The sequence below is a fragment of the Dyadobacter sp. CY312 genome, from assembly GCF_021390535.1.
Taxonomy (GTDB): Bacteria; Bacteroidota; Bacteroidia; order Cytophagales; family Spirosomataceae; genus Dyadobacter.
This window is the reverse complement of the sequence record NZ_JAJUXG010000018.1, coordinates 95,494-114,718: the sequence shown is the minus strand read 5'-3', so window position 1 is coordinate 114,718 and position 19,225 is coordinate 95,494. Positions and strand designations below refer to the sequence as shown.

Genomic DNA, 19,225 nt, shown 5'->3' with positions numbered 1-19,225 from the left:
TAATACCAACCTCTAACTTAATTGTTCGTGTGATGGAGAAAAATTTCGGGGAAAGAAAAGATTACATGAAAGAAACCCTGCTTCGGTTTGAAAGAATGATTAAAACCAATGAGCAGACCTTTTTTGATTTGGAAACATACGAAAAGGTAACTGCACATTATATAGAGAAAGGTGATTGGGACAAGGCATTTCAGGCGTGCGAAAGAGGCCTGGCCGACTTTCCTTATTCGTTGGATCTGCTTCTTAGTAAAGTTCAGTTACATGCCAACCGTGGCGAACACGATCTGGCCATGGAAATTCTTGAACGTGCTTCACTTTTTCATCCGGGAGATCTTGAAATTACCTTTATGCAGGTTGGGATTTCCAACATGATGGGTGAGTATGAAGAAGCCATTTCTATTCTGGAAGGTTTACTAAACCGGGTTGAAGATCAGGATGAGATTTATTTTCAGATCGGTCAGACTTACCAAAACTGGGGGAAATATGATGAGGCGATTGTAAATTACAAACGCTCACTCCGAAGAAATCTCAATAATGAAAGTGCGCTGTACGAACTGGCGCATTGCCTGGACCTGGTAGGGCAGCTTGAAGACCACCTCGACTATTACCATGAACTGGTGGACAGGGATCCGTTTTCGCATCATGCCTGGTATAATCTTGGTATTGCTTTCAGTAAACTTGAAAGATACGAGGATGCCGTGAATGCCTATGAATACGCAACGCTGGTAAAAGACGATTTTGCGTCTGCATTTTTTCAGCTGGGAAGTTCTTACATGAACCTCGAAAAATATGATGATGCCAAAACGCAGTATATCAGAGCAATAGAGCTGGAAGGTGAGCAACCAGAAACATGCTGCTGTCTGGCGACCTGCTATGAAAAACTGGGTGAGTTTGAAACTGCCATCAAATATTACCGGCAGACCGTGAAGCTGGATAACCAGTGGGACGATGGTTGGTATGGTATGGGAATTTGTTTCAGCGAGCTTGGGCGTTGGTATGAAGCCGCTGGTTTTTTGCGTAAGGCAATACAGATCACAGAACTAAATCCGGATTACTGGCTCGCATTGGCGGAAGTTGAGTTCCGTATAGGAAATATCGTATCTGCCTTCGAGGCCTTTGAGAAATCTGCTGAGATAGAGCCTTCTAATCCGGATATCTGGCTGAAATGGTCACACGTACTCTTCGATCAGGGCAATTATGCGCGTGCCTGCGATTTGCTTCAGGCCGCTATTGATGAAATGCCAGAGGAGGCTGATCTGTATTATAGAATGGCGGTGTATCAAATCCATTCCGGTGACTATCGCGAGGCTTTAATAAATCTGGAAGTAGCACTCACGCTTGATTACGACTCCCATGTTCAGCTTTTTGACTTCTTTCCTGATCTGGAAAAGCAAAAAGCACTGTATAGAATTATCGAACAATACAGAGAGAAATAAGACGAGGCTGCATTTAACGATGCAGCCTTTTTACTTCCTGATATAGAGCGACAAGTTCGGAGGCAATATGTTTTCCTTCAAACTTTTCCGCGTGTATTTTTCCGGCACTAATGAGGGATTGTTGCAGCTCTGAATCATAAAGTATCTTTTCCAGCTGAGTAGCAATGTCTTCGGCGTCGTCAGGATTTCCATATAAACCACCCGGCCCGCCTGCTTCTTCAAGACATGACCCTTTGGCTGCTACCACCGGTGTCCCGCTATGAAGAGATTCGAGAATAGGGATTCCAAAACCTTCATAAACAGAGATGTACGCAAATATTTCAGCTGCCTGGTACAGAGCAGGTAAATGTTCGGTAGGTACATTTTGAAGTAAAATAACCTGACTTTGAAGTTTATTTAGCTGAACGAAATCCAGAATTTTGCTGGTATAAGGCGTCTGTTTGCCCACAAGAACCAGTTTGAAATCGCCCTTTCTCATCAGCGAAAAAGCCTCCACAAGTTTGAGCTGATTTTTGCGCTCCTCAATGGTTCCTACACAAAGAATGTAAGGACCATCAATTCCATATTGCTTCAAAATTTCATGTTGCAGATTTTGGTCAACCCGCTGTTTGAAAATAGGATTGCAATCCTGGTAAACCACTTTTATTTTATCCGGATCGACCGTATACAGATCAACAAGGTCGCGTTTGGTTTGTTCGCTAATTGCGATTACCAGATCCGACCTTTTACAGGCCGATTTAAACTTGTGCCTGTAAATAACCCTGTCTATTGCTTTGAAGTGTGAAGGGAGTTTTTCAAATATCAGATCATGAATGGTCACTACCGATGCTATTCCTGCGCTTTCAAGTCCTTGTGGTATCTCGTGACTGAGACCATGAAATACATCGACCTTGTCCTTTTTGAGCTGACTGGTAACCGAAGCGTAACGCCAGTATGCCGAAAGTTTTTTATCAAGAAACGAAGTCGGCTTTCTGATCAGATTTTCAGGAAATTCAGGAAAGAGATTTTGATTGTTTTTGGGGGTGTAAGCCAGATATTCATTGCCCTTTTCATTTTTAAGCAATGTGTCGAGTACAAAGCGGCTGTAATTTCCAAGCCCTGTTTTGTTCGCAAACGCTCTTTTGGCGTCAAATCCAATACGCATAAATGATACAATATAAGGGTTTTGGGCAAAAGTCCGTAATTTTGTGCAGACCGCCGAAAATTATTGGCGGGGATTTTGTGTTTACCAGAAATGAAGAGAAATAACATTCGCAAAAGAGGAAACTCCAAAGCAACATCTTTACCGCTTACCGAAGAATATCAGTTACATACGCTTTCCAACGGAATTCGTATTGCGCATAAACAGGTTCCTTATACTCAAATTGCTCATTGCGGTATTATGCTGGACATTGGTAGCCGTGACGAGTTGCCTCACCAGCAAGGGCTTGCACACTTTTGGGAACATATGGCCTTTAAAGGCACCGAAAAGCGCAGTTCTTTCCATATCATCAATCGGCTCGAAAATGTAGGCGGGGAGCTGAATGCCTATACCACCAAAGAAAAAATATGCTTTCACGCCTCCGTTCTGGACGACCATTTCGATAAGGCACTGGAACTGCTGGCGGATATTACTTTTCATTCCGTATTTCCTGAAAAGCAGATAGAAAGGGAGAAAAATGTAATTCTGGAAGAGATGTCGATGTATGTCGATTCTCCGGAAGATGCCATTCAGGACGATTTTGACCAATTGGTTTTTGCCAATCATGCGTTGGGAAGCAACATTTTGGGGACTGCGGAAACCGTCAATTCTTTTGACCGTGATCAACTGCATCAGTTTATCAACGATAATATTGATACCGAAAGAATTGTGGTGTCGTCTGTAAGTCGGTTGCCGTTTTCAAAAGTGATCAGGGTTGCAGAAAAATACCTGGGAGATATTCCTGCCAAAACCACGGTGAGGCAACGAAGTGCACCGGGACTGTATACGCCTATAATTCAGCAAAAGGAACGGGCTATATCACAGGCACAATGCGCTATGGGTCAGCCGGCCTACGCGTTGCATAACGATAAAAGACTTCCGTTTTTTATGTTGATCAATTTACTTGGCGGACCGGGCATGAATTCAAGATTCAACCTGTCGCTGCGGGAGAAGAATGGATATGTATATTCGATTGAGGGGAATTACACACCATATCTGGACACTGGCTTTATGGGTATTTTCTTTGGCACTGAACCAAAGCAATTGTCAAAAAGCATTGCTTTGATCAATAAAGAATTGAAAAAAGTGCGTGAAGTGCCGCTTACGACCATGCAGCTTCACCAGACCAAAGTACAGCTGATGGGGCAATTGGCGATGTCGGAAGAAAGTAATATGAGTTTTATGCTCATGATGGCGAAAAGTTTGCTGGATACCGGAAAGGTAGATTCTCTTCCTGAAATATTCACTGAAATACATGCCATCACCTCGGCTCACTTACAGGAGATTGCACAGGAAATGTTCAATCCTGACAATTTTAGCTACCTCACTTTCCTGCCAGAATAAGAAGGATTTGAAGCTTTTTAGAAAACCGGTTCAGTCAACGCTGACCGGTTTTTTTGTGTCGAATCAGGCCTGGGAATAGCCTTTATCAGCTTTTGGATAGTAAAACATGTATCACTTTTTGTGAAAAATATCAAGGTCATTTATTCAGTTGGTATGTCAGTATTTAAAGTTTGTTCCAAAGTTCTTACCGTTTATTTTGTCTCTCTGTTTTTTGCGGATCTACACGCTCAGTCGGCTGCAAACCCATATTTGCCTTCGTTAATGCCCGACAGGATTATCCTGAACGTGACTGCCGATCCATCCACATCCATGGCGGTAAACTGGCGAACTTCGGAATTGGTAACAGAAAGTTTTGCTGAAATTGCCGTTGCAAGCGCCGATCCAAGGTTTACAGATGAAGTGAAAAGGATCAAGGCGAAATCAGAAAAGCTGGAATGGGAAGATACACCAACTGCCACTTATCATTCTCTGGTGTTTGACAATCTGACACCAAATACAAAATACGCATATCGGGTAGGGCAGGGAGATCAGTGGAGCGAATGGATACATTTTAACACCGCAGGGAAAACAGGCAGCAAGTTTTCCTTTATCTATCATGGCGATGTACAAACCAATATCCGTTCCATGTGGTCTCGTGTGGTGCGTGATGCCTATGCAAAGGCACCGGATGCCGTGTTGATGATGTACGCAGGAGATTTGATCAACAAAGCAAACAGAGATGTAGAATGGGGAGATTGGTTTGAAGCCGGAGGTTTTATTCACAGTATGATTCCCGGTTTTCCTACACCCGGCAATCACGATCATTATGATGGTCCGAATGGGAAAAATACAACTTCGGTATTCTGGCGTCCACAATTTACTTTGCCTGAAAACGGGCCTGCCGGTCTTGAAGAAACCTGCTACTACTCCGACATTCAGGGAATGCGTTTTATTTCACTCAATTCTGATCAGGCCGAAGAGTCAGATGAATATCTGGAAAAGCAACGTATCTGGATGGAAAAGGTATTGAAAGACAATCCCAATAAATGGACTTGCGTCACTTTTCATCATCCGATATATTCTCCAAAATCAACGCGGGATAACAAGCGGATGCGTGAAACTTTTAAGCCACTTTTTGATAAATACAAAGTGGATCTGGTATTGCAGGGACATGACCATACTTACGCCAGAGGCATGGCGAAAATTCCGATGCAGCAAAAGGGAGCGGTTTCGCCAACGATGTATGTAGTCTCTGTAAGCGGCCCCAAAATGACGGCCTCAAATGTTGAAAAAGCGACATGGATGGATCGTTCGGCGCTGTATACCCAGCTTTACCATGTGATTACGGTAGACAATGATCTATTGGAATTTAAGGCATATACTGCGACCGGGGAGTTGTATGATGCTTTTGATCTGGTTAAACAAAAAGGTAAAATCAATAAAGTGATTGATAAGATCCCACAAAACGTGCCTGAAAAAAGATAAACTTGTCTCACTATTTATATGACTAAAATATATTGGTTTCTATTACTAAACTGCCTGATTTTGGCAGGTTGTGGTAAATCAGATAAGGCTGGCGACCAGACTGCCGATGAGTTTCCGGAGGAGTTGGTTTCGTTTAAACCCTACGAAGGCAATCCGGTTTTTGAAGGAACGGGAGATTCTACCCTCTGGGATGAGAAGATTCGCGAACGGGGATACATCATAAAAGAAGATAGCACCTATTATCTCTGGTATACAGGTTATGACCGCAAGACTGGAAAGAATATGAAATATCTTGGTCTGGCTACTTCACCCGACGGTTTGACCTGGACAAGATATGCAGGCAATCCCATTCATCGCTCGATCTGGGTTGAAGATGTATTTGTGACAAAACAAGACAGTCTCTATTACATGTTTGCAGAAAGCAGGGGCGATTCTGCACATTTGCTGACTTCATCAGATCGTATAAACTGGCATGATAAAGGTGCTTTGGACATCTGGACGAAAAATGGGAAACCCATTGATAAAGGACCCTATGGCACACCAACAGTCTGGAAAGAAGGGGACACCTGGTACTTATTTTATGAAAGAAATGATGCCGCCGTTTGGTTGGCAACCTCCAAAGATTTGAAAATCTGGACCCATGTTCAGGACGAGCCGGTGCTCAATTGCGGACCTGAGGAATACGACAAGTTCGCAGTAGCCTTCAATCAGATCGTTAAGCACGACGGTCTTTACTACGCCTATTATCATGCGTCCGCCTTCAAAGACTGGCGGGAATGGTCAACCAACATTGCGGTGTCAAAAGATTTAATTCACTGGAAAAAGTACGCAAATAACCCGATTGTCAAGGACAACACTTCTAGTGGTATTATCGTAAACGATGGTAAAGCGAACAGGCTGTATACCATGCATCCGGAGGTGAGGGTGTTTGTTCCGACGAAGTAGTTGTTAAAGCGATTCGTTGGGAGAGACCAAATGGAATTTTCAATAACTTAATCCCGTTAGGGATGCAATATTGGTAGGAATTAAAAATACACATATTACATTAAGTGCCGTAGGTACGCAACATTGCGTACCTACGGCACTGTGGATGGCATTGTGTTATATTTCTATCTACCAATATTTCATCCCTATGGGATTAAGAAATGGTGGTAGACTGCAATCCTAGTTATTCTCCGCCCGATAATACAAAGTCGACCCATTTTCTGGCCTCAACACTTTTGCAGCGGCTTCGTTGATTTCTTCTTTGGTGAGATTTCGGATGATTTCGGCATCATCATTTGCCCAGTCGGGGTTTCCGGCGTTGGCTGCGAAAGCCAGGTTCATGGCGCGATTAAGCAATTCCACTTCTGAAAACGCAAGGGTTGCCTCAGTTTGGTTTTTTACTTTGGTTATTTCGTCATCCGTAGCTCCGTTTTGAACAAACTCAAGCAGTATTTCTTTAACCGCTTCGTCTGCTTCTTCAAGCGTCACACCGGGATTCAGGTTTCCTTTAATTAACAACAGACCCGGATCCAATGATGAGGTTACACTTGCACTGATGCTATTGAAAAGTGGTTTTTCTTTCAATAGTGCCTGATAAAGACGAGACGATTTTCCTCTGCCCAAAATATCACTTACAAGATCAGTCGCATAAAATCCGTCTTCGTAACGACCAGGCGTGTGAAAAACTTTGATCAACGAATTGAGCGGCACTGCCGCCGAGGTTTCAAGATGTCGTGCTTCTGTTTGTGCCGGTTCTTTATGGACATTTCTAATATAAGGTTCGCCGGCTGGTATCTCGGCGAACCATTTTTGTGCCAATTCCTGTACACGTGCAAATGTTACCGCACCGGCAACCACCATCACCGCGTTGTTAGGTCTGTAAAATTTAAAGAAGAATGCCTTAACATCTTCCATTGTAGCACGTTCAATATGCTCAATGTCTTTGCCAATTGTTGCCCACCGATATGGGTGCTTTTGATATGCAAGTGGACGTAATTTCAACCATATATCTCCATACGGCTGATTTAAATAACGTTGTTTGAATTCTTCAATCACCACTTTTCGTTGTACTTCCAGTACATTTGGATCAAACGAAAGGCTCATCATGCGGTCCGATTCAAGCCAGAACGCTGTTTCCACATTTTCTGCGGGCAAGGTAATGTAGTAATTGGTAATGTCAGGAGAAGTGAATGCGTTGTTTTCTCCACCCACGTTTTGAACAGGAATATCGTAGCTCGGAATGTTTTTGGATCCCCCAAACATCAGGTGCTCAAAGAGGTGAGCAAAACCCGTCCGTTCTTCATCTTCGTCCCTCGAACCAACATTGTATAGAATATTGACCGCCGCCATCGGGGTCGAAAAATCTTCATGAACAAAAACTTTCAGGCCATTTTCGAGTGTAAACTGCTCGTAACGAATCATATTATGAATCAGTAATTTATTGTAATAATCTAAGGTCATAAAATATACATCCGCCTAGAAACCACGTTGTATATTTTGGGGTTATAAACAAAGCTAATGTTCCGGTGGGATTCCACCAAACCATTTCGTTTTTATACTAAAAGCCATGAAATTTACTTTAAGAGTATTTTATATTATTACACTTCTGATTTGTTGTCCTTTTATACTGAAAGCACAGTTATTAAATGACCCGGCGTCAATAAAGACAGTTCAGAAAAGCCTGGATCACATCTACAACTACGAATTTGACGAGGCCGAAGCCGTTATCAATCAGGTTGAGAAAAAGTATCCCAATCATCCGGTTACGCATATTCTGGACTCATTCATTCTTTACTGGAAACACTTGCCGATCAAGGACAACCCAACAAAATCGAAGGAATACATTCAAAAGTTGAATCTGGCTCTGAGTGCTACGGATAAAAAATTTGGCAAGGATACCAAGGACCCGGAAGGGATTTTTTACATCATGGTAGCGCGTGGATATATGGCCATGATGTACAACTACCGTGGCGAAATGCTGAATGCGGCAGGAGAAGGAAAAAAAGCCTATAACGCATTTGTGGAAGGGATGAAACTGATGGACAAAAACCCGGAGTTTTATTTTACATCGGGCATGTATAATTATTACGTTGAGGTATATCCCGAGCTGCATCCCATGGTGAAACCTTTGCTGATATTTTTCAAAGACGGGAATAAAGAATTGGGATTGAAACAGGTGGATATCGCCACAAGACAAGGAGTGATCACACGTGCTGAGGCTTGCTTTTACCTGGCTCATTTGTACATCAAATATGAAATGAAACCGGACAAAGCCGTTCCTTATCTCAACAAATTGACGGACTGGTATCCTAAAAACCCTGTGTTTGTAATGAAAAATGCAGAGGCTTTACTTCTGGCCGGAGAATATGATCAGGCTGCGAAACATACCACGACTTTACGCAAATATACCAGTGGATTTTTCCCGATTGCGCTTCATACATTTCAGGGGATAGGTTATGAAAAGGATACAAAAAGTGATGCGGCAGCGCAAAAGGAATATTTGCTGGCCCTGAAAATTCCTCATGACGCCCAGTACACCAAGGAGTATCATGCGATGGCTTATGCCGGACTGGCCCGTATTGCGAATCGGGCAGGTAACAAAACCAAAGCGAAAGAGTATTACAAAAAGTGTCTTGAAAAATCGGAGTATAAGTCTTTGATAAAAGAGGCGAAGGCGTTTAAGTAACAGTTTCCCTTATATAGCGCTCACCCCGATTCGCAATCGGGGTGGTAGTGGTTAAGGGTTTGTAACGCGATTTATTAAAAAGTGTTTTTGGTACTTTCAATCGCATCACCCGATCAATCCAAATCCAGAAAATAGTTAATTTCCAGAAACTGTTCAACAACTACTTTTTCATTCTTTTTCGGCTTCACCTCTTTTAAAACACCACCAACCTTAATTCTCTTTTCGGGTAATTTTTCCGAACCTTTGGCGTGAGCAATCAGGATCATTTCAGAAGATTGCTCATCTTTAATTTCGTAAACAGTATACATGTCGCTGATCGGAATCGGAACAAAGGCTTTTCCTATCGGCACCAATATCATTCCGGAAAAGTAATTCTTTGATTCCTTCATTTCCGGGATGCCGGTGACAATTATATTTGAAGATTTTGTCCCAACCACATTTACCTCAGATGGGGTCATCTCGATTGGTTTATACTTCTTGTAAGTAACCCGTAACTGATCATCAAGTTTGGAAATGACTGACTCTCTGGATTGTGTATCCAGCTGAGATAAAGACAGGTCAAGGAAAAGGATTAGCTTTTGCTTTTCGTTAAATAAACCAGCCACTTTAGCTAATTCTGCCTGGGCAATAGTCCCATCTTCCTCCCGGGTGAAAATATTATAAAACCGCCCGCCGTTGTCCAGTGAGGTAAGTGCTTCATCAACAGTTCTATATGGGGTTATTTGTTTCATGAAATAGGTATTGGGTTTGAAAACTGTTATCAATTCGGGAACAAACTCTTATCCAGTCCCGGAATGATCCTCAGCGCGTTTTTGTAATAAAGCTTTTTCAGCACTTCGTCCGATACCCCCATTCCGTACATGCGCCAGAACGCGTGATATTTTTTGTGGTAAGGAAAATATTCGTCCTCGGTTTCAAGCACTCGGAAGTAAGTGGCATATTCGGCAGGCACCCAGCTGTCTTTTCCAAATAAAACGCGATCCTGATATTTGTCAAAAAACTTTTTTGCAGCACGTGGCTGGCGGCCAAGCTCAGCAATTACTGCTCCAATCTCGACATACATATTTGGAAACACAGTCATGAGACTATCCAGTTTTTTGAGGTTGTTGGGATACCAACCCATGTGCGCATTGATAAAAGTCGTTTTAGGATTGTTTCGGAAAATGTGATGCTGTTCTGCTATAAGCGAATCAAACGGAACAGGATCATTCGGACCGCGACGGCGCCCAGGGTGTGTTTTGAGTTCCAGCCAGCGCTCGTTGTATCGATCCATCGGATCCCAGAAAGACGGGACGTCCGCCGTATGGATAATCACAGGAATACCCAGTTCTCCACATTTCTGCCAAATCGGTTGAAGTCCCGCCGCGCTCACCGGAACGCGGTTACCTTTGTCGTCTTTTATGCCACTAAAACCAAGACTTTTATATATTTTGAGGCCTTTCGCACCCATTTTTACATCCTCTTCCAGCTGCTTCACAGCCTTTGCTGACCAGTCTTTTTCTCCAAATCCTTTAAATTGAAGATTGGTAAAAATGGCAATTCGCTTGGGCTCATTTTTAGCTACATTTTCAAGCGAACCTTTCAACGTTGCAGTTCCTTCTGCCCACTCCTGTGTCCAGCCACGACCGCTCAGATTAACCATGATACCCATATTCAGGCTGTCCATTTGTTTTGTCAGCGCTTTCAAATCCTGTGTAGGCATCTGATACTGATGATTGTGAACATCAATAAATGGAAACTTGGCTCTTTTAACTGGGTGTTCTTCAACTTTTAGTGTTGAAATGGGATCATATTCTTCGAAACCCAGTGGTTGGGTGATGTTAGGTTGGGTTTGCTGGGCAAGTGATTGATAAGTAAAACCAATAGCAAGGGCAAAGGGGAGAAGTTTTATCAATTTCATTTTTGGAAATTTGAAAGGTATATCGTTTTATTTCGTACCAAAATTTGTTGCTAAACTAGTGTTGTAAATTAGCGCAACGCAATGTGCGGCAATACCTTCCTCCCGACCCACAAAACCCAGATGTTCAGAAGTTGTCGCTTTTATAGAAATATCTTCTTCTGAAACACCCATGACCTCGGACAAGCAGGATTTCATTTCAGGAATGTGGGGATTGAGCTTTGGGTTTTGAAGCACAATTGTAACATCTACATTACCGACTTCAAATCCTTTTTCACGAATCATTTCCAGCACTTTTGACAAAAGTAGTTTGCTGTCGACACCTTTCCACTGCGGATCTTTATCCGAAAAATGATAACCAATGTTTCGCATGTTGGCGGCACCGAGAAGAGCGTCACACAATACATGGCAAACAACGTCGGCGTCGGAATGTCCTTTTGCCCCATGAGTGTGAGGGATTAAAATACCGCCAAGCCAGAAAGGCCGGCCTTCTACCATTTGATGTACGTCGTAGCCTTGTCCTATTCGGAAGGGGAACATATTTGTCTTAGTTATTTAAAGCTTAACTGCAATTTGGCGATTGTAAGCGGGAATGACAAGTAATGATTTTTTGCCATGACGTAATTTATTTTTCAAAACTCTTGCAACAATCTACGAACTTATCGTAGATTTACGAAAAGTTCGTAGATATGGAAAAGCTAACACAACAGGAAGAAGACGCCATGCAGGCAGTCTGGAAAATAGGAGAGGGAAATATCAAGTCGTTTATGGCAGCACTTGCAGAGCCATTGCCACCATACACCACGCTGGCTTCTACGATTAAGAATCTTGAAAAGAAGGGTTACGTGCAAAGCAGACTGATCGGTAACGCCTATCTGTATTCGCCTGCGATTACCGAAGAGGCTTACAAACAGAAGTTCATGGGAAATGTGGTGAAAGACTATTTTGAAAATTCTTACAAAGAAATGGTGAACTTTTTTGTGGAGAAAAACAAGATATCGGCGGATGAATTGAAGGAGATTATAGGTTTAATTGAGGGAAAAAAGTAGAGACATTTAAAACGGGATAGTTATGTCGCCTTACATCGAATATGTCGTAAAAGTTTCCATCGGAATGATGGTCATCAGTGTTTTCTATCATTTTGTTTTAAGAAAATACACCTTCTTCAATTGGAACAGATGGTATTTGCTGGGCTATTCGTTGCTGACGTTTTTTATCCCGTTTATCAATATTGATCCGGCGTTAAAGCAAGTAGCACTTTCGGAGCATGAGGTGGTTAAAGTCATTCCGGTTGTTCAGAATTTTGCAGTATCACAGGCGCATTTACAACCTGTATCGGTTGAGGAAATTCCGGTAACCGGTTCGGAGGTTTTAACTGCTATTTTGCTCGTGGGCGGTTTGCTTATGTTTGTGAGGGTTATTCTGGCTTTATTTTCCTATTACAAGCTGAGGAGTAACGCACAGCTCATTTCCGATGGTGACGTGAAGGTATTTCAGGTTGAAAAGAATATTACACCGTTCTCGTTTGGTAACTCCATTTTTCTCAACAAAAACCTTCATGACGACAGCGATCTCAAAGAAATTATGCTTCATGAAATTGTTCATGTAAAACAAAAGCATACCGTTGACATCATCTGGTCGGAAGTACTCTGTATTCTGAACTGGTACAATCCGTTTGCCTGGATGCTCCGTTCAGCCATTCGCCAGAACCTTGAGTATATAGCCGACCGTGCTGTTTTAGAAAACGGCGTTGACGCAAAGTCTTATCAATATCTTCTTTTAAAAGTTGTAGGCGTGCCAGAATTCCGTATAGCCAATCAGTTTAATTTTTCATCACTTAAAGAACGGATTATCATGATGAACAAGATGAAAACAGCAAGAATACAGTTGATACGGTTTCTGTTTGTATTACCATTGATATCGGTTTTACTTGTTGCGTTCAGGCAGGATATTGAAAATCAGGTTAATTCAGAGGGGGTGAAATCAGGTAAAGAAAACAAGACAATTTACATATCTGGGCTTGTCTTGGAAATAGGAACTGGTAATCCCATAGAGAATTTGCCGTTGGAACTAAAATTGGGAAATCGCCAAACCGCTATAAGCATTTCAACAGACTCAGACGGGTTTTATTTCTATGAATTTGACACGAGCAATTATCCATTGGACTCGGTTTTGTACTATGGGATATTGTACGAGGACGGTGAGTACACTGGTTTTGCTTTTGGTTCAACATCTACCTTAAATGGCAAGCCGATTGGTGAAATTCTTGCATTAGGGCGAGCTGCTGGAAATGCCCGATTGGGGCAAGCTGATTTTCCAATAACTTTCGTACGAAAAACGAACTCTCCAAGGGTGCTGAATTCACATTACCCATATTATCACGTTAGTCAGGACAACTTTTTTGACTCGAATAAATCTTCTGACATTAAAAATGCGCTAAAATCTTTTTTACAACAGGAAAGTATACAACCACTTAAAGAGCAGAATTTGATTATTGCCTTTCAAAAAGCCTACAAAAGGCCGCAACAAGTGATCACGAAATTTGAAAATGCTTATTTTAATCAGCAGCAAGCATTGATCGGTTATGAGGGCAGATTAAAGTTTCACCTGGATGGAAAGGAAGTTGCCTACAATGAAATAAATCGTGCGCGTAGGGATGGGCTGGTTTCATTACATAATGCAGATATATTTTTCAATACTGAGATGCCTTCCAGAGACCTATTTTATTATACCTTTTCTACAAACAAAGACGCGCCTCCAACATCTCTGGTTAAGGATAAAAATGTCGAATGGATTGATGCGAGTTCGTTTGATCTCAGTAGGTTAGATAATGAAGCCTATTTTCTGGATGGATTCCGCCAGACATATGGTGTAGGGAGTAATATGAAGCCGCTCAAAGAAGAGATAAAAAGGGTTGCAGTTTTTAAAGGTAAACTCGCCCGATATTATGACAAAAAACTGGACAAAGTACTCTGGATTGAAACCAGGCCAGTGGATGAGGTTTTTGAGCGACCAGCATTTGCGAGCAATTAAGTTTCATTCCGTGGAAGGCAGACGCTGTTTCTCCGACACTATACATTCTGATTAACAAATTGAAGTGCATTCTGTGAATCTTTAACCGAATTGTTATGTCACCTCTGCTTGAGTACGTCGTCAAATTGTCGATCAGCCTGACCCTGATAACGGTTTTTTATCATTTTGTTTTAAGGAAATACACGTTCTTCAACTGGAACAGATGGTATTTGCTGGGATACAGTCTGCTTGCTTTTATAATTCCGTTTATTGATGTGGAATACCAACTTCGGGAGACAAAACTTTCAGAAAGTGGAATCGTTAAATTTGTCCCGGTTGTGCAGGACCTGACGGTAAAGTCTGCTTCCGCACCCGTTATCAACCCGGGTATGTCGCAAGTGAGCTATACGGATATGCTGTTGTATTTACTCGTTACAGGAGCAGCTGTCGTGTTCATGACGAGAATAATTTCCCTGTTCTCTTTTTACAAAATAAGGAGCCGGTCCCGGCTGATCTCCGATGCTGGAGTAAAAGTGTTTCAGGTTGAGAAGAACATTGCGCCATTTTCTTTTGGTAATTCCATTTTCCTCAACCGAAACCTGCATGGCGACAGCGATCTCAAAGAAATTATGCTGCACGAATTTATTCATGTGAAACAAAAGCATACGATTGACATCATCTGGTCGGAAGTACTTTGTATTCTGAACTGGTATAATCCGTTTGCCTGGATGCTCCGTTCAGCCATTCGCCAGAACCTTGAGTATATAGCCGACCGTGCCGTTTTGGAAAACGGCGTTGACGCGAAATCTTACCAGTATCTTCTTCTCAAAGTCGTTGGTGTGCCCGAATTTCGGATAGCCAACCAATTTAATTTTTCATCACTTAAACAGCGCATTATTATGATGAACAAAATGAAAACGGCAAAAATACAGCTGATACGATTTCTGTTTGTTTTGCCTCTGATTTCTGTGTTACTCGTTGCATTCAGAAGCAATATTGAACAGCAGTTTGTACAGAACAAGAACACAATTTACATCGCAGGACTGCTGGTAGACGGAGAAACAGGCAAAAGAGTTTCCAATATGCCTTTAAAACTGGAAATTTCGAGTGAGAATAAATTACTGAAAAAGATAATCAAAAGTGATGGGGACGGATTCTACTATTACGAACTTGATACACAGAAGTTTCAGGATTCGGTGGTATACTATGGGCTTTCAGGGCAAGGAGAGTATGAAAAGTTCGCGATGGGGTCGTCACTAAAAAAAGATGTTCCGGGGGATGGAGAATTTTTGGTTTCGTTCCTGACAAGAGATGATGAAATAGGCAATAAAATATTTAAGCGGCATACTACTTTTCCGTACTATGTACCCAAGGATAGTTTTTTCAACTCCGGAAAGTTTAAAAACATCCGCAATGATATTAAACAATATCTGGACAGGAAAGAATCGGAATTCAGAACGGAGTACGATTTGAAAGTGGCATTTGCGGAAGCATATCCTCAGCCCAAAGAAATTCTTACAAAGTTCAAAAACGCCTATTTTGATGGATACGGTAAACTGGTGGGTTATGATGGGGTGCTAAAGGTTTATTTGAATGATCTTGAAGTAGATTATAGAGTAGTAAATGAAGCATTTAAAGATAAAAAATTCTATGAGGTTTTTGGTATTAATCAAAATGCCCAAGCTTATGATCAGACACAAAGCACAATTCTCTATTATACATACAAGCTGGTGTCCCAGGCGCCTCCAACGGATTTGCTTGAAAATAACTATGAGTATTTGGATGTAAATGCATTTGATTTGAAACGATTAGATAAGGAGCCATGCTTAGTGAATGGATTTCGTAACGCCAAAAAAGTAGGTTTCGGGCAGGAACCTTTACGCGAAGAGATCAAGAATATCATTTTATTGAAAGGCGATTTGGCAGGTTACTATGATAATAAGTTGAGTGAAATCTTGTGGATTGAAACATGGCCTGTCGAAAAAATCAGGGGAAGGCCGGCATTTGAAGAGAAATAATTGCGAGACGATTTATAGCATATCGAAAATCCAGGTGATGCAAGTACACCGATAATGCAAAATCTGATTTTAATAAACTATTTTTACCGGCTTTATATGAGGCCGGTAATTTTGTTTACGGGCATTTCATTCATTATAGGATCAGGAATCCATGAACAACAAACCAATACGTATTTTAAAAAAAACAATGGCTATACTCCTCTGGATTTTAATTTTGGGCGGAGTCGCCTTATTCCTTTTTATGCAGCAGGCATCTTTTGGCAAAGACCCGGACGGCCCGAGACTGGAACGCATCAGGAAATCGCCCAATTACAAGGATGGAAGTTTCGTTAATCTGGTTGATACACCGGTGAGCGCCCCGAACGCCAGCATGTTCAAGTTAGCAATTCAGTTTTTGTTTAACGATAAAAGCAAAACCGATCCGGATTTTAAATTACCATCCGTAAAAACAGATTTGAAGCTTGCGCCAGCTGCAAAACCAACGATTACGTATTTCGGGCATTCTGCTTATATGTTGCAAATCAATGGGAAAAACATTCTGATGGATCCCGTTTTGAGCGAAAGGACTTCTCCCGTGCAATGGGCCGGAACCAAGAATTACGACGGAACACATGTTTTTGAATTTAAAGATCTGCCGACCATCCATTTTGTAATTCTCTCACATGATCATTACGATCACATGGATTATGAAACCCTGAAACAATTTGCAGGCATGCCAACCAAATTCATTGTTCCTCTTGGTGTAGGGGCACACTTGGTTCACTGGGGAATTGCATCCGGCAACATCACCGAGCTCGACTGGTGGGAAGAAACCAATGCGCTTGGCGGTGGAATGCGGTTAACTGCTACACCTGCCCGACATTTTTCGGGAAGAAGTTTTAGGAGAGGAAAATCATTATGGGCTTCTTACGTACTTCAATCTGCTGAACACAAGATTTTCCTTGGCGGAGATTCAGGATATGAAAAACATTTTGGAGAGATTGGTCGTAAATTCGGACCATTTGACCTGGCTATTCTGGAATGCGGGCAGTATAATGAAATGTGGCCTTACATACATATGATGCCCGAAGAAACGGCTCAGGTTGGTGTAGAACTTGGTGCAAAAGTGGTTTGGCCGGTTCACTGGGGTAAATTCACGCTGGGCTTGCATCCCTGGAATGAGTCACCAAAGCGTATCAGCAAACGAGCGGCGGAATTGGGTTTAAAACTGACAACGCCGATGATAGGAGAACAGATTGTACTGGACACGATTTATCCCGACAAAAAGTGGTGGGATGTACCAACCAAGCAATAATGAAAACAGCCTGGCTCACTTGTGGACCAGGCTGTTTTCATTACTTTATATTTTGTATTTCTAATTTTAGTTTTTCGTTTTCCTGTTCCAGGCTGGTGGTTTTAAAGTAATAATACAACCCGGCAATCAGAAATATCTTGGATAAGATAAAAACAGCTATAAATGCAGGGCGCCAGAACTTGTGCACTTTGATATATGTATCGTTGACCTCAATTTCCAGATATTCATCTTTCTTCTTAGGTTCTTCTGCTGATTTCTGTTCAAAGACATGCTTCTTTTTCTGAATATCTCTTTTAGTAGTCCTTAGCTGTATTATCTCTCTAATTTCTGGTGGCGGAGGTATTGTATGCTGATCAAAGTATAATCGTATATCAGTTTCCAGGTCCAGTACGTAATCGGTAATTTGTTGGTCGGTCAGAATTCTGTTTTGCACGTATTCCTTCTCATCTTCGGCTGTGAAGCCGAGTAGGTATGCTTCCAGAATTCCACTTTCTATGAAATCTTTTGTTTCCAATTTGTGATGAAATTAAGAGTTGCGGTAGGACTTGAAAAAATCGTGAAGCGCTTTAAGTACCTCAGATTTGGATATCTTTAGCTTTTGAGCTACTTCATCAGGCGTAAATCCCTGACGAAAGGAAAGATCAAAAATACGTTGAGGGGACAAATCAAGGTTTTCAAGTGTATTTTCAACATCATCAGTACCAATCGCCATCAGTTTTTTCTTTGCTTCCACTGCTTTGGCTCTGGCTAGCTTTATCACACAAACAGCAAAAGTGAACGGGTAGCTATTACAAGCTTGTAGTTGCGGAGATGCAAAAACATTGACTAGTATTTCCTGTGCAAGATGCGGTTGTGGCACAATTTGTAGAATAATGCCATAAGCCATTGCTCCGAACTTATCATAAACTTCCAGTGGTGTGAGCGGCGCGACTTTGGTAACAGGATGAAGATCCACCCCATTGTTCATTCGTTCTAATTCATTCATAAAAGCAACTTAATTAAAACAAATACTGTGTTAGGGTAAGTCTTGGGGTATGTTTTAGCTATGTAAGCTATAAGAAAATGGTATGCCAGTAAAGTTAAGGACGACTAGATGGATTTATACAAAATCCTATATTTATTCGATAGTCTAATGCTAAAATAAGAATTATTTCTCTAATGTTTGTAATAATTTTATAGTACGTTTAATCTTCACCTTTCTTTTAATATAGCACTCCAACACATTTCTTAACTTTGCCGGATGAATAATAAAATAGCAGTAATTTTTGACATGGATGGCGTCATTTGCCATACCAATCCATACCACTCGAAAGCCTTTCGTAGTTTTTTTGCCAAGCGTAATCTTGCTCCTACTGACGAGGACTTTGCTCAGCACATGTTCGGAAAAAGCAATAGCTATATTCTAAGCCATTTTTTGCAAAGAGTGATAGCAGGCGAAGAATTATTGGAGTTGGAAAACGAGAAAGAAAGTCTGTTTAGAGAAATATATGAGCCATACATAGAACCCATTGAGGGGATAGTCGACTTTATAGTCGATTTGCATAGCCATGATGTTAAACTTGGTGTTGCCACGTCCGCACCCCGTGCCAACCTGGATCTGATCATGAGCAAGGTTGAAATTCAGGAAAAACTTGGCTCCATCCTGGCAAGTGAAAATGTTACCAAACATAAGCCCGATCCCGAGGTATATCTTAAATCGGCAGCGAATCTTGGTGTAACGCCAGATCAATGCGTGGTTTTTGAAGATTCATTCTCCGGCGTAAGTGCAGCAATCAACGCGGGGATGCTTGTCGTTGGCGTATTAAGTTCTCATACAATAGAAGAATTGCCTCCTTGCAATTTGTACGTTGCAAACTACAATGAGCTATCTTTTGAAGCGATAAAAGGATTATTCGCCAAATAGTGGTGCA

At 41.7% G+C, this 19,225-nt stretch carries 17 protein-coding genes; 10 read left to right on the top strand and 7 right to left on the bottom strand.

Annotated features, from left to right (window positions below; translation table 11 throughout):
* Nucleotides 1-29: 29 nt before the first annotated feature.
* Nucleotides 30-1,436 (top strand): lipopolysaccharide assembly protein LapB, encoded by a 1,407-nt coding sequence (locus tag LZG71_RS23850; RefSeq protein ID WP_233824683.1) that lies wholly within the window; start codon nt 30-32, stop codon nt 1,434-1,436.
* A gap of 13 nt (nt 1,437-1,449) precedes the next feature.
* Here the strand turns inward: LZG71_RS23850 and LZG71_RS23845 are convergent, their stop codons facing one another.
* Complete coding sequence (locus LZG71_RS23845) at nt 1,450-2,580, bottom strand: glycosyltransferase family 1 protein (protein ID WP_233824681.1); 1,131 nt, start codon at nt 2,578-2,580, stop codon at nt 1,450-1,452.
* A gap of 90 nt (nt 2,581-2,670) precedes the next feature.
* Here LZG71_RS23845 and LZG71_RS23840 point away from each other — a divergent pair, with 90 nt between their 5' ends.
* The 3 genes from LZG71_RS23840 (at nt 2,671) to LZG71_RS23830 (ending at nt 6,369) form a co-directional block, all read left to right on the top strand.
* Complete coding sequence (locus tag LZG71_RS23840; RefSeq protein ID WP_233824679.1) at nt 2,671-3,960, top strand: pitrilysin family protein; 1,290 nt, start codon at nt 2,671-2,673, stop codon at nt 3,958-3,960.
* Nucleotides 3,961-4,080: 120 nt separating this feature from the next.
* Nucleotides 4,081-5,424 (top strand): metallophosphoesterase family protein, encoded by a 1,344-nt coding sequence (locus tag LZG71_RS23835; protein ID WP_233824677.1) that lies wholly within the window; start codon nt 4,081-4,083, stop codon nt 5,422-5,424.
* Between the two features lie 18 nt (nt 5,425-5,442).
* Nucleotides 5,443-6,369 carry a glycosylase gene (locus tag LZG71_RS23830; protein ID WP_233824675.1) on the top strand — a complete coding sequence of 309 codons (927 nt, stop codon included), beginning with the start codon at nt 5,443-5,445 and terminating at the stop codon, nt 6,367-6,369.
* Nucleotides 6,370-6,588: 219 nt separating this feature from the next.
* On the opposite strand, the gene LZG71_RS23825 is transcribed toward LZG71_RS23830, so the two are convergent.
* Nucleotides 6,589-7,830: a pitrilysin family protein gene (locus LZG71_RS23825; protein ID WP_233824674.1), complete on the bottom strand. Its 1,242-nt coding sequence runs from the start codon at nt 7,828-7,830 to the stop codon at nt 6,589-6,591.
* Between the two features lie 145 nt (nt 7,831-7,975).
* Between LZG71_RS23825 and LZG71_RS23820 the strand changes: the two genes are divergently transcribed.
* The gene (locus LZG71_RS23820; RefSeq protein ID WP_233824672.1) at nt 7,976-9,094 is read left to right on the top strand and encodes a lipopolysaccharide assembly protein LapB; all 1,119 of its coding nucleotides are present in this window, start codon (nt 7,976-7,978) and stop codon (nt 9,092-9,094) included.
* A 113-nt stretch (nt 9,095-9,207) separates the two neighbouring features.
* Here the strand turns inward: LZG71_RS23820 and LZG71_RS23815 are convergent, their stop codons facing one another.
* The 3 genes from LZG71_RS23815 to ispF are packed head-to-tail and all read right to left on the bottom strand — an operon-like array spanning nt 9,208 to nt 11,531.
* The gene (locus LZG71_RS23815) at nt 9,208-9,825 is read right to left on the bottom strand and encodes a hypothetical protein (RefSeq protein ID WP_233824670.1); all 618 of its coding nucleotides are present in this window, start codon (nt 9,823-9,825) and stop codon (nt 9,208-9,210) included.
* 29 nt (nt 9,826-9,854) lie between these two features.
* Entirely contained in the window at nt 9,855-10,994 is a 1,140-nt protein-coding gene (locus LZG71_RS23810; RefSeq protein WP_233824668.1) for an amidohydrolase family protein, read from the bottom strand.
* A gap of 27 nt (nt 10,995-11,021) precedes the next feature.
* Complete coding sequence (gene ispF, locus LZG71_RS23805) at nt 11,022-11,531, bottom strand: 2-C-methyl-D-erythritol 2,4-cyclodiphosphate synthase (protein WP_233824666.1); 510 nt, start codon at nt 11,529-11,531, stop codon at nt 11,022-11,024.
* A gap of 149 nt (nt 11,532-11,680) precedes the next feature.
* Between ispF and LZG71_RS23800 the strand changes: the two genes are divergently transcribed.
* From LZG71_RS23800 to LZG71_RS23785, 4 genes are all read left to right on the top strand, one after another.
* Nucleotides 11,681-12,040, top strand: coding sequence for a BlaI/MecI/CopY family transcriptional regulator (locus LZG71_RS23800; protein ID WP_233824664.1), 360 nt, complete (start codon nt 11,681-11,683; stop codon nt 12,038-12,040).
* A 22-nt stretch (nt 12,041-12,062) separates the two neighbouring features.
* Nucleotides 12,063-14,024, top strand: a complete 1,962-nt coding sequence (locus LZG71_RS23795; protein WP_233824662.1) for a M56 family metallopeptidase — start codon at nt 12,063-12,065, stop codon at nt 14,022-14,024.
* Nucleotides 14,025-14,119: 95 nt separating this feature from the next.
* A complete protein-coding gene (locus LZG71_RS23790; RefSeq protein WP_233824660.1) occupies nt 14,120-16,021 on the top strand; it encodes a M56 family metallopeptidase in 1,902 nt (633 codons plus the stop codon).
* Nucleotides 16,022-16,208: 187 nt separating this feature from the next.
* Nucleotides 16,209-17,315 carry an MBL fold metallo-hydrolase gene (locus LZG71_RS23785; RefSeq protein ID WP_233824658.1) on the top strand — a complete coding sequence of 369 codons (1,107 nt, stop codon included), beginning with the start codon at nt 16,209-16,211 and terminating at the stop codon, nt 17,313-17,315.
* Between the two features lie 40 nt (nt 17,316-17,355).
* Here LZG71_RS23785 and LZG71_RS23780 read toward each other — a convergent pair whose 3' ends face one another.
* Both LZG71_RS23780 and LZG71_RS23775 read right to left on the bottom strand, forming a co-directional pair.
* Nucleotides 17,356-17,829 carry a hypothetical protein gene (locus tag LZG71_RS23780; RefSeq protein WP_233824656.1) on the bottom strand — a complete coding sequence of 158 codons (474 nt, stop codon included), beginning with the start codon at nt 17,827-17,829 and terminating at the stop codon, nt 17,356-17,358.
* Between the two features lie 12 nt (nt 17,830-17,841).
* Nucleotides 17,842-18,300 carry a hypothetical protein gene (locus LZG71_RS23775; RefSeq protein ID WP_233824654.1) on the bottom strand — a complete coding sequence of 153 codons (459 nt, stop codon included), beginning with the start codon at nt 18,298-18,300 and terminating at the stop codon, nt 17,842-17,844.
* 255 nt (nt 18,301-18,555) lie between these two features.
* On the opposite strand from LZG71_RS23775, the gene LZG71_RS23770 reads away from it, so the two are divergent.
* A complete protein-coding gene (locus LZG71_RS23770) occupies nt 18,556-19,218 on the top strand; it encodes an HAD family phosphatase (RefSeq protein WP_233824652.1) in 663 nt (220 codons plus the stop codon).
* Nucleotides 19,219-19,225: the final 7 nt, after the last annotated feature.